General features: G+C 66.5%; 14 protein-coding genes. 8 read left to right on the top strand and 6 right to left on the bottom strand.

From position 1 onward, the window contains the following. Positions 1 to 850, bottom strand: an 850-nt coding sequence (locus C477_RS05895) for a DUF7351 domain-containing protein (protein WP_008893537.1), incomplete at its 3' end; no start/stop codon positions are given. A 163-nt stretch (positions 851 to 1,013) separates the two neighbouring features. On the opposite strand from C477_RS05895, the gene C477_RS05900 reads away from it, so the two are divergent. The 3 genes from C477_RS05900 (at position 1,014) to ddh (ending at position 4,161) form a co-directional block, all read left to right on the top strand. Further along, on the top strand, positions 1,014 to 1,418 hold the full coding sequence (locus C477_RS05900) for a DUF5788 family protein (RefSeq protein ID WP_008893538.1): 405 nt from the start codon (positions 1,014 to 1,016) through the stop codon (positions 1,416 to 1,418). A gap of 114 nt (positions 1,419 to 1,532) precedes the next feature. Next, positions 1,533 to 3,005: an NUDIX domain-containing protein gene (locus C477_RS05905; RefSeq protein WP_008893539.1), complete on the top strand. Its 1,473-nt coding sequence runs from the start codon at positions 1,533 to 1,535 to the stop codon at positions 3,003 to 3,005. A 226-nt stretch (positions 3,006 to 3,231) separates the two neighbouring features. Continuing rightward, a complete protein-coding gene (gene ddh, locus C477_RS05910) occupies positions 3,232 to 4,161 on the top strand; it encodes a D-2-hydroxyacid dehydrogenase (RefSeq protein ID WP_008893540.1) in 930 nt (309 codons plus the stop codon). A 105-nt stretch (positions 4,162 to 4,266) separates the two neighbouring features. On the opposite strand, the gene C477_RS05915 is transcribed toward ddh, so the two are convergent. Then, positions 4,267 to 5,424 carry a polysaccharide deacetylase family protein gene (locus C477_RS05915; protein ID WP_008893541.1) on the bottom strand — a complete coding sequence of 386 codons (1,158 nt, stop codon included), beginning with the start codon at positions 5,422 to 5,424 and terminating at the stop codon, positions 4,267 to 4,269. A gap of 203 nt (positions 5,425 to 5,627) precedes the next feature. Here C477_RS05915 and C477_RS05920 point away from each other — a divergent pair, with 203 nt between their 5' ends. Both C477_RS05920 and C477_RS05925 read left to right on the top strand, forming a co-directional pair. After that, positions 5,628 to 6,137: a GNAT family N-acetyltransferase gene (locus C477_RS05920; RefSeq protein ID WP_008893542.1), complete on the top strand. Its 510-nt coding sequence runs from the start codon at positions 5,628 to 5,630 to the stop codon at positions 6,135 to 6,137. Positions 6,138 to 6,216: 79 nt separating this feature from the next. Continuing rightward, entirely contained in the window at positions 6,217 to 7,218 is a 1,002-nt protein-coding gene (locus C477_RS05925) for an LLM class flavin-dependent oxidoreductase (protein ID WP_008893543.1), read from the top strand. A 230-nt stretch (positions 7,219 to 7,448) separates the two neighbouring features. Here the strand turns inward: C477_RS05925 and engB are convergent, their stop codons facing one another. Beyond that, positions 7,449 to 8,066 (bottom strand): GTP-binding protein EngB, encoded by a 618-nt coding sequence (engB, locus tag C477_RS05930; protein ID WP_008893544.1) that lies wholly within the window; start codon positions 8,064 to 8,066, stop codon positions 7,449 to 7,451. 94 nt (positions 8,067 to 8,160) lie between these two features. Then, on the bottom strand, positions 8,161 to 8,634 hold the full coding sequence (locus tag C477_RS05935; protein WP_049914325.1) for a hypothetical protein: 474 nt from the start codon (positions 8,632 to 8,634) through the stop codon (positions 8,161 to 8,163). A gap of 144 nt (positions 8,635 to 8,778) precedes the next feature. Between C477_RS05935 and C477_RS05940 the strand changes: the two genes are divergently transcribed. Both C477_RS05940 and C477_RS05945 read left to right on the top strand, forming a co-directional pair. After that, a complete protein-coding gene (locus C477_RS05940) occupies positions 8,779 to 10,071 on the top strand; it encodes a TIGR00341 family protein (RefSeq protein WP_049914327.1) in 1,293 nt (430 codons plus the stop codon). 122 nt (positions 10,072 to 10,193) lie between these two features. Continuing rightward, the gene (locus C477_RS05945) at positions 10,194 to 10,955 is read left to right on the top strand and encodes a flagellin (RefSeq protein WP_008893547.1); all 762 of its coding nucleotides are present in this window, start codon (positions 10,194 to 10,196) and stop codon (positions 10,953 to 10,955) included. Between the two features lie 40 nt (positions 10,956 to 10,995). Here C477_RS05945 and C477_RS05950 read toward each other — a convergent pair whose 3' ends face one another. Together C477_RS05950 and C477_RS05955 are read right to left on the bottom strand one after the other, a co-directional pair. Continuing rightward, a complete protein-coding gene (locus tag C477_RS05950) occupies positions 10,996 to 11,334 on the bottom strand; it encodes a hypothetical protein (protein WP_008893548.1) in 339 nt (112 codons plus the stop codon). A 19-nt stretch (positions 11,335 to 11,353) separates the two neighbouring features. Beyond that, positions 11,354 to 12,343 carry an NOG1 family protein gene (locus tag C477_RS05955; RefSeq protein ID WP_008893549.1) on the bottom strand — a complete coding sequence of 330 codons (990 nt, stop codon included), beginning with the start codon at positions 12,341 to 12,343 and terminating at the stop codon, positions 11,354 to 11,356. Between the two features lie 159 nt (positions 12,344 to 12,502). Here C477_RS05955 and C477_RS05960 point away from each other — a divergent pair. Next, positions 12,503 to 12,810, top strand: a 308-nt coding sequence (locus C477_RS05960) for a DUF5518 domain-containing protein (RefSeq protein WP_008893550.1), incomplete at its 3' end; no start/stop codon positions are given.

Consider the following 12,810-nt stretch of genomic DNA (forward strand, 5'->3'; position numbering starts at 1 on the left):
AGCGCTCGACCGCGACGACCGAGCCGTTGCGATCCAGGGTGAGCGAGAGCGTCTCGTCGCCACGTTCGACATCGACACGTAGCCGGAGCGGCTCCGTCGAGAGCACCGTCTCGCGTCCGGGCGTACAGAAATCCAGTTCCCAGAGTGGCGTCGAGCGCACGTCGCGCCCGTGATCCGCGAAGAGGGCAACTACTTCCGGGTGCGAAAGGACGAGCAGTCCGATGTCGAACCCGTACTGGAAGCCACACTGCCGACACTCCCCGTGATAATAGTGGTGTTCGAGGTTCCCGATGCCGAACCGCACCTCGCCGTCAACGCTACCCTGACACTCCGGACAGATCCCGCGGCGGACCTGCGCGACGCGCTGTTGCAGGTGAAGCGTGAGCCGTTCGCCGAGGGTTTCGATTGGGTGCGAATCGAGCAATCGCGGCGAGACCGACAGCCGAAGTGTATGCTCCCATGTCCCACACTCGAGTCGGAGGTTGCCGTCGGCGTAGCGAAGTCGTTGCCGCTCGTCGCAGTAGGCACACGTCGACGGGACGTCGATCGGACCCCACGTCCAGTCCGGGTCGAGCGACCCGGACGCAACCGCGACGACGATTTCCAGCCCGACTCGCGAGATCCGGTATCCCTCGGCCTCCTTTGCGACGAAACCCTCGAGCCGATCGAGGTGGTAATTGAAGTTCCCGTTGTCGCGCATTCCAACCGCGTCGCGAAGTTCTGTGTAGTCCAGCCAGGGGTCGGCCGGCGACTCGCTATACGCGCTCGCTAGCGCCTGAAGGATCTCGAGCCGCGTCGAATTATTGACCGCTTCGAAGGGTCCGGTCGGAATCGATTTGCCGGCATCCATCGGTCGTCGGCCGGAACATGGGTGGCAGTCAACTAAACGGTACTCTCCTATCACATATATTAGGGTAATCGCGTGCTCCGAATATATATCTCGCTGTCAGGTGAACCGTCGTATCGAGTGAACCGGAACCGACGACCGGTCTAACCGATACCATACTCCAGAAATGAACGATCGAAAACGTCGACAACTCCTCGAGAAGATACGCCGTCCTTCGGGAACACTCGGTACGGATCTCCCTGCGGAGATTACCGTGCAAGGAACCGAGATCGACCTAACGGAATTCGTCTTCGAATGTAAACGTCTCGAGACGATTCCCGACGAGGAGCGCGACCGCATCGAGGAGATGAAGCGGAAACTCAGACGGGAACGTCTCGCACGAAAACAGCGACTCGTTCGCGAGGACATCTCTGAGACGGAAGGTGAGCGACTCGTTCAAACTATTCTGGGCCTCGATCGCGCCCTTACTGCTCTGGACGGACTCGACGAGCCGAGTATCGGCGAGCAAATTCGACGGAAGAAGCTCGAGGACGCGAGAGAACTGCTGTCGCTTATAAATCAGCAACCCTGATTCGACGAGTGAGCGATGGTTCTCGTCGCTCGCTGACGAGCACGATGCAAGTCATGTTCGACGGTACGGCTCAATCCCGAAAGCGATTCCCTCACGGCTGCCGTCCGTCGGCGTATGAGCGAACCGATGGACGACGACACGGATACGAGCCACGTCGTCACTGCCGTTCTTCGAAACCGCGGCGAGGTACTGTTGTTGCGACGCAGCGACGCCGTCGGCACGTATCGGGGCCAGTGGGGCGGCGTGTCGGGGTTCGCGGAGGGCCAGCCGGACGAGCAGGTTTTCGTCGAGATCCGCGAGGAGACCGGCCTCGAGTCCGACGCCGTCTCGCTCGTCCGATCCGGACGCCCCGTCGAGTTCGAAGACGTCGACCTCGAGCGCGAGTGGGTCGTCCATCCCTATCTCTTCGACTGCGAGACCCGCGAGATCGAACTGAGCGAGGAACACGACGCCGTCGAGTGGGTCGCCCCGACGGCGATGCTCGTCGAGTCCGGGCCGGACGACGAGAACGGACTCGAGACCGATGTCGAGAACGAAATCGGCGAGACGGTCCCCGAACTCTGGACCGCCTACGAGCGCGTCGCGCCGACCGTCCGCTCGATCGCGGCCGACGACGAACACGGCGCCGCGTCGCTGTCGATCCGCGCGCTCGAGGTGCTGCGCGATCGCGCGGGGTTACTCGTCGCTGAGCGGAGCGAGGCGACGTCGTCGCCTCGGGACGACGAACGGGGAACCCGTGAGCCCGGCGCCGATCCGGAGGGCGAGTGGGACGAACTCGCCGAACTCGCCAGTCGATTACTCGAGGCTCGCCCCTCGATGGCCGTCCTTCGGAACCGAGTCAATCGGACGATGGCCGAGGCGGCCGCTTCCGTCGAGGACGAGAGCGTCGCTGGCGCGCCGGCCGTCCTCGAGTCGGCGCTGTCGAACGTCGACCGCGCGCTGGCGGCCGACGAAGACGCCGCGGCGAACGCCGGCGAGCGGATCGACGGCGCCGTCATGACGCTCTCGCGGTCCGGAACCGTCTTCGAGGCGTTCCGCGGCGGCGGCCCCTCGCGCGTGTTCGTCGCCGAGTCCCGGCCGGCCCGGGAAGGGATCGACGTGGCCGAAGCACTGGCCGCGAGCGACGACGTCGACTGCCCCGTGGCGGTCCACACCGACGCGGCCGCGGCGCACGTCCTCTCGAGCGAGGGCGTCGACCGCGTCGTCGTCGGCGCCGACACGGTGCTCCCCGACGGTGCCGTCGTGAACAAGACCGGCACCCGCGGGCTGGCGATCGCCGCCGCCCGCGAGGACGTGCCGGTCTCGGTCGTCGCCGCCACCGACAAGGTCTCGACGCGCGAGGGCGTCAACCTCGAGTCCGGCGACCGGTCGGCGGTTTACGACGGTGAGGCGGCGGTCGACGTGCTGAACCCCACGTTCGACGTGACGCCCGCCGACTGCGTCGACGAGATCGTAACCGAGCGCGGCGCGTTGGAGCCTGCGGGCGTGAGGGAGGTCGTCGAAGAGTTGCGGGACCTCGAAACGTGGCGAACCGATAGCGAGTTGACGGCCCGAGAAACGACAGACCGAAACCTTTCGAGGGAGTAGCGACTCCCGGCGGCCGTGACGAAGTGTTACCCCCTCCGAGCCCCTTGTGACGAGGATTTTCCCCGAGCCGCCACTTCGTTCGATGACGAGCGCGCAGTGTCGCGATAGGTGTCGATTCGCTTCGAGAGCGACCGCTCGAATCTCGCTGTAGTCATCTCCGTGTTACCGTTGGCGTGTCTTGCCGTTCGCCCAAACCTTCAACCCTGACTCGAGCGTATCGCCGGCCATGCAGTTCGAACTCGAACGACTCGGCGTTCACGACTCGGTCGAGGCGGTGTTTCCGCCGTCGGAACTCGCGGATTTCCTGGCCGATCTCCCGCTCGAGGTCGGCGTGATCGGCGACGACGAAATCGCGGCCTGCGACGCCGCGGTCACCTTAGAGCACCGCGAGGCGTTCCTCGAGGTCGACTGGGTACACTCCATTCAGGCGGGCGTCGACCGGTTCCCGTTCGGCGAGTTCGAAGCCGACGACGTGATCCTGACGAACAGCACGGGCATCCACGACCGATGGGTCGGCGAGACGGTCGCGGGCTACCTGCTCTCGTTCGCCCGCCGGCTCCACGACCACGTCGCAAACCAGCAGGAACGACGCTGGGACCAGCCCGAGTGGGACGAGGGCTTTACGCTGTCCGGGACCACGGCCTGCGTGCTCGGTACCGGCACCCTCGGGAGCGGCGTCGCCGAGGTACTCGGTTCCCTCGGCGTCCGCGTCACCGGCGTCCGTCGCTCCGCGGAGCCTGTCCCCGGCTTCGAGGAGGTCTACGCGACAGACAACCTCCTCGAGGCCGTCGCCGACGCCGAGTTCGTGATCGTGACGCTGCCGCTGACCGACGAGACGCGCCACCTCGTCGACGCCGACGTCTTCGAGGCCATGCGCGAGGACGCCTACTTCGTCAACGTCGGCCGCGGTCCGGTCGTCGACGAGGCGGCGCTGATCGACGCCCTGGAATCGGAGACCATCGAGGGTGCGGCGCTGGACGTCTTCGAGACCGAACCGCTCCCCGAGGAGTCGCCGCTGTGGGAGCTGGACGAGGTGATCGTCACGCCCCACTGCGCCGCCTTCACCGAGGACTACTTCCGGGCGGTCGGTGACATCGTCCGCGAGAACGTCTCGCGGCTCGAGTCCGGCGAGGAATTCTACAACCGCGTCGTCTGACCGGTGCTCGGGTGACGGCCGATCGTCGTCCGACCCAGTGCTCGGTGGACCGACGGGAGACGGCGGCGCCCACGAGACCGACTGTCGCGACCGCGCCCGACCCCGTCAGGATCGCTCGTCGTCGCGTCGACGATTCGAGAGGAGATACCCCGCGGTACCGAGGCCGGCGAGCGTGCCGGCGATCCCGAATCCCGGCAGCGAATCGTCGTCGCTCTCGTCGGATTCTGCACCGGTTCCATCGGTTTCGTTGCTCTCGTTGGATTCTTCACCGGTCCCATCGGTTCCGCTGCCGTCCCCTGCCTCGAGATCGGCCAGCGCCGTTCGAAGCGTCACGATCTCGAGGTCGCGCTCTTTCGCCGCCTGAATCGCGAACCGGATCCGTTCGGGGGTCGTCTCGTCGAACTGGCTGTGACCGACCGCGATGCCGAGGGCGTCGTTCGCAGCGACGTCGTCGAAGAAGGCCTCGATTTCGGCTTCGGTCACCGTGTGCCCGTCGATGCTCGAGCGACTGAGCGCGTGCGGATCGAGTCCCTCGAGCGCGTTCACTCCGTTGCCGCCGCGGTTCGCGAACGCGGCGTAGTGGTCCCGAACGAGGTCCTCGACCAGCCCGTCGCTGCGACCGTACGGCGAGACGAACCCGTCGACCTCGACGCCCAACTCCTCGAGCGCGTCCTTCGAGCCGACGACCTCGTCTCGGATCCGATCCTCGGTGAAGCGGACGTACGCGGTCTCCGCGTCGAACGACTCGCCGACCGGCTCCGCGAGGTCGAGGTAGATGCCGGTGTCGTCCCGGTCGCCGCCGGCGACGGCGTTCTCGACGGTTCGATCGCCGTCGCTGATCACGATCTCCTCGCCCTCGTATTCGGCGAGGAAGCTCCCGTCGAGATAGAGCCGTTCGTCGCCGGCCGCGGCCGGCGCGGTCAGATAGAGGTTGCCGACCGCGACGTGACTCACGGTGTGGGCCATGATCTCCCAGCCCGCGTCCTCCATCTTCCGCAGGTGTTCCGGGAGCAGCCCCCAGGAGGTGTCGATGTGGTCGACGACGGCCGCACTACAGGCGGGGACGCCCTCGTCCTGATGGACGGGGAACGTGTCGGTCCAGTCCTCGCGCCAGCTATCGTCGTAGACGAACACGACGCGACCGTTCGTGTTCTGTTCGGCGGAACCGACGACCGCTCCGGTCCCGGCGGTCCCGAGCCCGGCCACCGTCAACGCGCCCGCCGCGCCGAGCCGGCAGACGTCGCGTCGTCCAAAACCGCTCATCGTCGGCGACCCCGATCGTCGCCCGTAGTGCGTTCGTTCCGCCGACGCAGTGCAGTAGATCTATCAGTCCGTATGCTACTGTCCATGATCCCGTCTTCGAGATGTCGGGCCGTTATTATTATACGGTTAAGTGCCGTAGAACGGGCGAATTCGGGGTTCGGCTCGATCTCGATTTATTCGCCGACCGCGTTCTACGTCCGACGATGACTTTCCCTCGGCTCTCGCTCCGCGAGGCGACGTCCGCAGACGCCGCGTCGATCGCCGCCGTCCACGAGGCGTCGATTCGCGTCCTCGGCAGCGACGGGTACGACGACGAGCAGGTCCGGGCGTGGCTCTCGAACGTTCATCCCGACCGGTACCCGCTCGAGGAGGACGGATTCCGCGTCGTCGTCGCCGACCACGAGGCCGACGGCGTCGTCGGCTTCGGCCTGCTCGACTGCGAGCCCGCCGGCCGCGACGACCCGTCGACCGGCGAAATCGGGGCCGTCTACGTCCACCCCGATCACGCGCGCCGAGGCATCGGTCGGGCGATCCTCGAGACGCTCGAGTCGACCGCCAGCGACGCGGGTCTCGAGGCGCTCGTGCTGACCGCCTCGAGAAACGCCGTCGGGTTCTACGAGCGACAGGGCTACGCGGGCGTCGAGACGGTTCGCCTCGAGATGGAAGACGGCGTGGCGCTGGCGTGTCTGGAGATGCGAAAGGCGGTGGTGTAGGACGCCGATTCGGCCGGGTCGTTCGCTGCAGGACGATGCTACCCGGTGCTTTTCGACCGTGGTGGCCCTACGATCGCGTATGGATATCGGACTCGGTCTCCTCACCGCCCAGCAGCGACCGGACGACGACCGTTCGACCGCGGCGATCTACGAGGAACTCTTACGTCTCGGCGAGGCGGCCGACGACGCGGGACTCGATAGCGTCTGGACCTCGGAACATCACTTCGCCGACGACGGCTACCTGTCGGGGACGATTCCGACGCTGGGCGCGCTCGCGGGACGAACGGACGATATCGAGGTCGGCTCGGCCGTCGCGCTCGCCCCCTTCTACGACTCGGTCCGACTCGCGGAAGATTCCGCGACGATCGCCGCGCTCTCGGACGATCGGCTGACGCTTGGCCTCTCGATCGCCTACTGGGTCCGCGAGTTCGAGAACTTCGGGATTCCCAAAGCCGAGCGCGTGGAGCGGACCGAAGACGCCATCGCAGTCCTGCGAAACGCCTGGGAACCCGGCCCGCTCGAGTACGACTCCGAGTACCACGCGATCGATCCCGAGACGGAAGTCACGCCGACGCCGGACGAGGCCCCGCCGATCGTCCTCGGCGGACTCGCGAAACCCGCCGTCAGGCGCGCGGCCCGGCTGGCCGACGGCTGGTGTGCCAACGAGATGCTGTCGCTCGCGGACGTCCGAACGCGCATGGACGACATCGAACGGGTCCGCGACGAGGAGGAGATCGACGGCGAGTTCACGACGTATCTCATTCGATACGGATTCGTCGGGGATTCGAAAGCTGACGCGTGGGAAACGATGCGAGACGGCTACTTCTACCAGCAACGGAAGTACGCCGACTGGATGGAAGATGAGTCGGTTGACGCGCTGTCCGACGAGCGGAAAGCGGAGCTGAAAGAAGACGCGATCTTCGGCACGCCCGAGCAGGTTCGCGAGGAACTCGCGGACTACCGCGAGGAATTGGGCGACGACGTCCACGTCATCTTCCGCTCGTACTGTCCCGGGATCGGAACGGACGAACTGCTCGAGTCGGTCGAACGCCTCGGAACCGAGGTCGCGCCGGAGTTGTGACGATACCCGTTCAGTAACGGGGGGAGCGCAATTCTCGGCCGCGAGCGAAGCGAGGCGGCGAAGCCGCCTCGGATACGCGAACGGCGCAGCCGTGAGCGAAGCCGACGGCTGAGCGAGCGGGCCGACGACCGATGTGGAGGTCCCGGAGGGACCGGAACGGAGAGAGGAGGCTTTTCATCAAAGTTTTGCCGAGGGCGCGGCGAAGCCGCGCCCGCAGAGCAAAAGTTTGGTTAGAAGAACTTGAACAGATCGTCCCGATTCTGCTCGTGTAGATGGGTGCGGACGGCCTCGTTGAGGGGGCTGATCTGCCCGTTCTTGGCGGTGATCGGCGCGATGGTCTCCTGCCACTGTTTCCACGGCGGGTAGAGGCCGAGGCGGTCACAGAGGTCGTTCAGGCGCTCGTCCGTATCGTCGACCTTGTCCATCTTGTTGACGGCGACGACGGTCGGGATGTCGACGTCCCGTAGGAAGTGGAACATCTCGACGTCGTAGGGGATCTCGTCGGGGCCGGAGTGACGGTCGATGATATCGACGGCGCTCTTGCCGTCGACGACCAGAATGCCGGCGAGGATGTTGTCGGCGTACTCCTCGAGGTACTGGACGATGTCGGTCTTGATCGCCTCGCGGTACTCCTCGTCGACGCCGCTCATGAACCCGAAGCCGGGGAGGTCGGTGACGACGAAGTCCTCGGCCGCCCAGTCGTAGTGGTTGGGTTGGCGCGTGACGCCGGGTTTGCCGCCGGTGTCGAACTTGTGCCCCGTGATCTCGCGCATGAGCGTGGATTTCCCCACGTTCGAGCGACCGACGAGGACGACCTCCGCCTCGCGGTCGGGACGCGTATCGAACATACGCTGCCGTAGGGGCGTCGCGGGTTTATACGGCGTGATTGCCTCGCGGGCTAGACGGGCGTCGCGGGTTTATACGGCGTGATTGCCTCGCGGGCTAGACGAGCGTCGCGACGAGGACGCCGCCGACCATCGACGCGACCGCGAGCGCGGCGATCGCGACGAGTCGGGTCCGCGACGGCGACGCCTCGAGGTCGACGTGACGGCTGTCGCGGGCGGTCTGGACGCCGAACCACGCGATCGAACTACAGCTGATGAGCAGCGCCGCGTCCGTGAACTGGGTTGTGGTCGCGCCGCCGTCCCAAAGGCTTCGAACGGTCGAGACGGCGACGACGAGCGCTACGAGGACGCCCGCGCTGCCGACGAGGACGTTCCACGGGAGTGTTACCGGACCGAGCGCGACCGCCTCGCGGACGCCGCCGGCGATCGACAGGACTGCGGCGACGACGAATCCGGCCAGCAGCACGGCCGTCATCGGGTCCGCGACCGCGTCGCGTCCGAACGCGGCCAGATATCCGCCGACCGCGACCAGCAGCCCCATGCCAAACCACGGAGCGAAGCGCCGAATCATGTCTGCGGGTTGAATTGATCGGCGGAAGTAGCTATCGGTTCAGTCGGTCGGCGCCGGATCGCGATCGATCCGTCGTCGTGAAATCCGACGCCTGCGCGGCGAAAGCGCCCCAAGTTATGAGCCCGGGGGTACTCACCCACCTACGTGCGGCTCGTTCAGTTGACGGTACCGACGGGGAAGCGGGAGACGATCCTCGAGGAGCTCGACGACCGGGGGATCGACTACGTCCTGACCGACGAGGAGAGCAATCGGGGGTACACCGCGGTCGTCTACTTCCCGCTGCCGGATCCGGCCGTCGAACCGGTTCTCGACGAGCTCCAGGACGTGGGCGTCGACGAGGACGCCTACACGGTCGTCGTCGACGCGGAGACGGTCGTCTCGCGACGCTTCGAGACCCTCCGCGAGGAGTACGAGAACGGCGACGTCGAGACCGACCGCATCTCGAGACAGGAGCTACAGTCTGAGGCCGATTCGCTGACGCCGACGTTCGCGGTCTACGTGATTATGACGGTCATCAGCGCTGTCGTCGCGACCGCGGGGCTCTTCCTCGATTCGCCGGCCGTCGTCGTCGGGTCGATGGTGATCGCGCCGCTGATCGGTCCGGCGCTCGGGCTGAGCGTCGGCTCGGTGATCGACGACGAGGAACTGTTCAGGGAGAGTCTCGGCTACCAGATCCTCGGGATCGTCCTCGCGGTCGGCGCGGCGGCGATCTTCGCCCTGTTCGTCAGGGTGACCAACATCGTGCCGCCGACGCTCAACATCAGTACCGTCGGCGAGATCTCCGAGCGGCTCGCCCCGGATCTCCTCTCGCTGGCGATCGCGCTGGGCGCCGGCGTCGCGGGGATCATCAGCATCGCGACGGGAACGGCCGTCGCGCTGGTCGGCGTCATGATCGCGGCGGCGTTGATCCCGCCGGCCGCGGCCGCGGGCATCGCGATCGCGTGGGGGGAACCCGCCGCCGCCATCGGCGCGACCGTGCTCGTACTGGTGAACGTGCTCTCGGTGAACCTCGCGGGGCTCCTGACGTTGTGGTGGGCCGGCTACCGTCCCGAGAATCTGTTCTCGATCGGCGAGACGGAGCAGCGCGTCCGGAGACGGGTGCTCGGACTGGCCGTGATCGTCCTCGTCTTCGCCGTCTTCCTCGGCGCCATCACCTACTCCTCGTACACGGTCTCGACGTTCGAGCAAAACGCCAACGAGGAGGTCGAGCACCTCCTCTCCGAGGGGGAGTTCGCCGAGTACCAGCTCCTCGAGTTCGAGGTGGTCATGGACGAGAGTTACCCCCTCATCGGACCCCAGCGCGTCGTCGTCACCGTCGGCGGCCCGCCCGGCGAAGCGCCGCCCGAGTTGGCCGATCGGTTACACGAGCGGATCAATCAGCACACGGACGAGGAGGTCGACGTCCAGGTTCGATACGTCGGGCTCCTCGAACGCTGAGCCGTCCGTCCCACTCGGTTCGCTCTCGCGCTCGGTCCGACTCCGGTCGCCGGCGACCCGGACGCCGACGGCCGGTAGGATTATCCCGTTCCCGGCCCGTCGTTTCGTCGAACCCTCCGCCGATGGTCCGAGCTTCCGTCGTCCAGTTACTGTTGTTCACCGCCGCGATCAGCGCCGCGACGCTGTTCGCGGGCAGCATCGCCACGGAGGCCGGGCTGTACGCCCAGTCAGTCGAGGGCGAGGGCGCACGGGACGTCGCGACGATCGACAGCGAAATTTCGCTCATCAACCACCCCGAGGCCGGGACGACGTACAACGAGACCGCCGACAACGTGACGATATACGCCAAGAACGTCGGCGGCGGCTCGCTCGAGGCCGACACCGCCGACCTCCTGATCGACGGCGAGTACGTGCGGTCCGTCGAGACCCGCGTTCTCGAGCGATCGGATTCCCTCTGGCGCGAGGGGGCGGTCCTCGAGCTAACCGCATCGGCGTCGCTCGAGCCGGGAGTCCACCGCGCGGTCGTCGACGCCGACGGAGCCCGGGACCGACTCGAGTTCGAGCACCGAATCGCTTACTGGACCAGCCCGGACGGACAGAACGGGACCGCCGACGACTGTACCGCGGAGAACTGTACCGTCTCCCTGAGCGAGAGCGGCGGCGAACTGACACTCGAGATGGCGACGGAGCTCGACCAGCCGAACGAGTCGGTCACGTACGCAAGTTCCAACGAGACCGTCGCGACGGTCGACCCCGAGAACGGGACGACCGACGCGGCCGGAACCGACTCGACGACGCTCTACTTGCACGAAACGGGTGAGACCACCGTCACGCTCGACGTCGGATGGGACGCTGACGAGATCCTGATCCGCGTCGAGGAGTAGCCGAACCGAATCGCGGCGACGGATGCTATCGGAGAGCCGTTCACCGATCGCGGAGGCGCTCGAGACGGCTCAACCGCGAGCCGTCCTCGGCGTCGTCCGCGTTCGAGTCCGACCGGCCGTCGCCGTCGTCCGTTTTCGCGTTCGTCTCCGTTTTCCGTCCGCGCCGCCCGAGTCGGCGTCGAATCCAGGTTCGCGGCCCGCCGATCCGGTTCACGAGGTACGTCGGGAAGTAACAGACCAGCGCGCCGAACGCCAGGTAGAACGCGGCCCACTCGTACCGTCCCGTTCGGACCGACTCGAGTCCCAGAAAGAACATCGGGCCGGCCATCGAGAAGCCGGCGGCGGTCTGGAGCATCCAGAGGAGTCCGGGGCCTCTCATCGGTGCGGTAGCCGTCGAGTCACTCCTCGAAGGGGAGTTCGGGCTCGTAGTCGACCGCCTCGATGGCCGCCTCGAGCACCGTCTCGACGTCCTCTCCGGTCTCGACGCTCATGGTGTAGTCGGCGTCCAGTTCGTCGAGCAGGTCCTCGTCCCAGACCTCCCGGCGGTCGATCTTGTTCGCGACGGTGAGGACGGGGACGGAGTCGAACTGGGCGACGATGGAGTCCCGAAGCTCGAGCTGGGACTCGAGGGGGTAGCCGCACTCGCCGCTGGGATCGATCATCACGAGCATGCAGTCCGCGAGGTGCTCGATGGCGCTGACCGCCTGGGACTCGATCTCGTTGCGCTCGGCCGGCGGGCGGTCGAGCAGCCCCGGCGTGTCGACGAGCTGGTAGCGGAGGTGCTCGTGCTCGAAGTGTCCGAGGCCGATCCCCTTCGTGGTGAAGGGGTAGGAGGCGGTCTCGCCGCGGGCGCTGGTGACGTCGTTGACGAACGAGGACTTGCCGACGTTGGGGTAGCCGGCGACGACGATCGTCGGCTCGTCGGGGTTGATTTCGGGCAGGTCCCGCAGGTCGTTGCGCGATTCGTTGATGTACAGTAGGTGGTCGTCGATCTGTTCGACGATGTCCGCGAGCCGGGCGAAGGCCTGCTTGCGGTGCTTGCGCGCGGTGTCCACGTCGGTCTTGCGCAGGCGGGGCTGGTACTCCTCGTGGATCTCGCGGGCCTTGCGGCTGGCCCACATCACTTCGGAGAGGCTCTGGCGGAGTTTGTCGACGTCGACGATCGCGTCCGCGAGCTCGTAGTAGAACGGGTGTGCGTCGTACTCGAAGTCCGGCCACGCCGTCACGACGTTCTCTAGGTTGTCCGAGATGATGTTGGCCGCCGTCTGGAGCATCGACTGTTGGGCTTCGAGGCCGCGTTTGGCCTTGCCGGCCCGCGCCGCCCGCGAAAACGCCTTGTCGATCAGCTCTTCCGACGTGGGCGTCGTCGGAAGGTCTTCGAAAATCATAGCGATACGTACGACGCGCGCTCTTAAAAGGTCGTTCGTTATCCCGCGAGCGATCCCGGTCGGTGGATTCGCCGCAGTCGTCCTGCGAGTCGTACCACTGATGAACGGTCGCAGTATACGCGCCATCTCCTTATCGTCGCTCGGTCCCTCTCTCTAGGTATGACCAACTGGCGCGCCGTGTTCGTCGGCTTCCTGCTCGCGACCGTCTTCGGAATCGTCGGCCTCGTCCTGCCCGGCATCGGCCAACTCGCCGCGGGGCTGATCGGCGGCTTCGTCGCCGGCTACATGGCCGGCGGCGGCCTCGGCAGCGGCCTCTGGCACGGGCTACTCGCGGGCTCGCTCGGCGGTATCATCGGCGGCCTCTTGATCGGCGTCGCCGTCGGCCTCGCCGGGCTCGCGCTCGGCCCCGCCGGGGGCGCGATCTCCGGCGCCGCCGGCCTCGGCATCTTCGCGTTCGCCGTCGTGAT

Origin of the sequence: Haloterrigena salina JCM 13891 (assembly GCF_000337495.1) — an archaeon.
In the GTDB taxonomy this organism is placed as follows: Archaea; Halobacteriota; Halobacteria; order Halobacteriales; family Natrialbaceae; genus Haloterrigena; species Haloterrigena salina.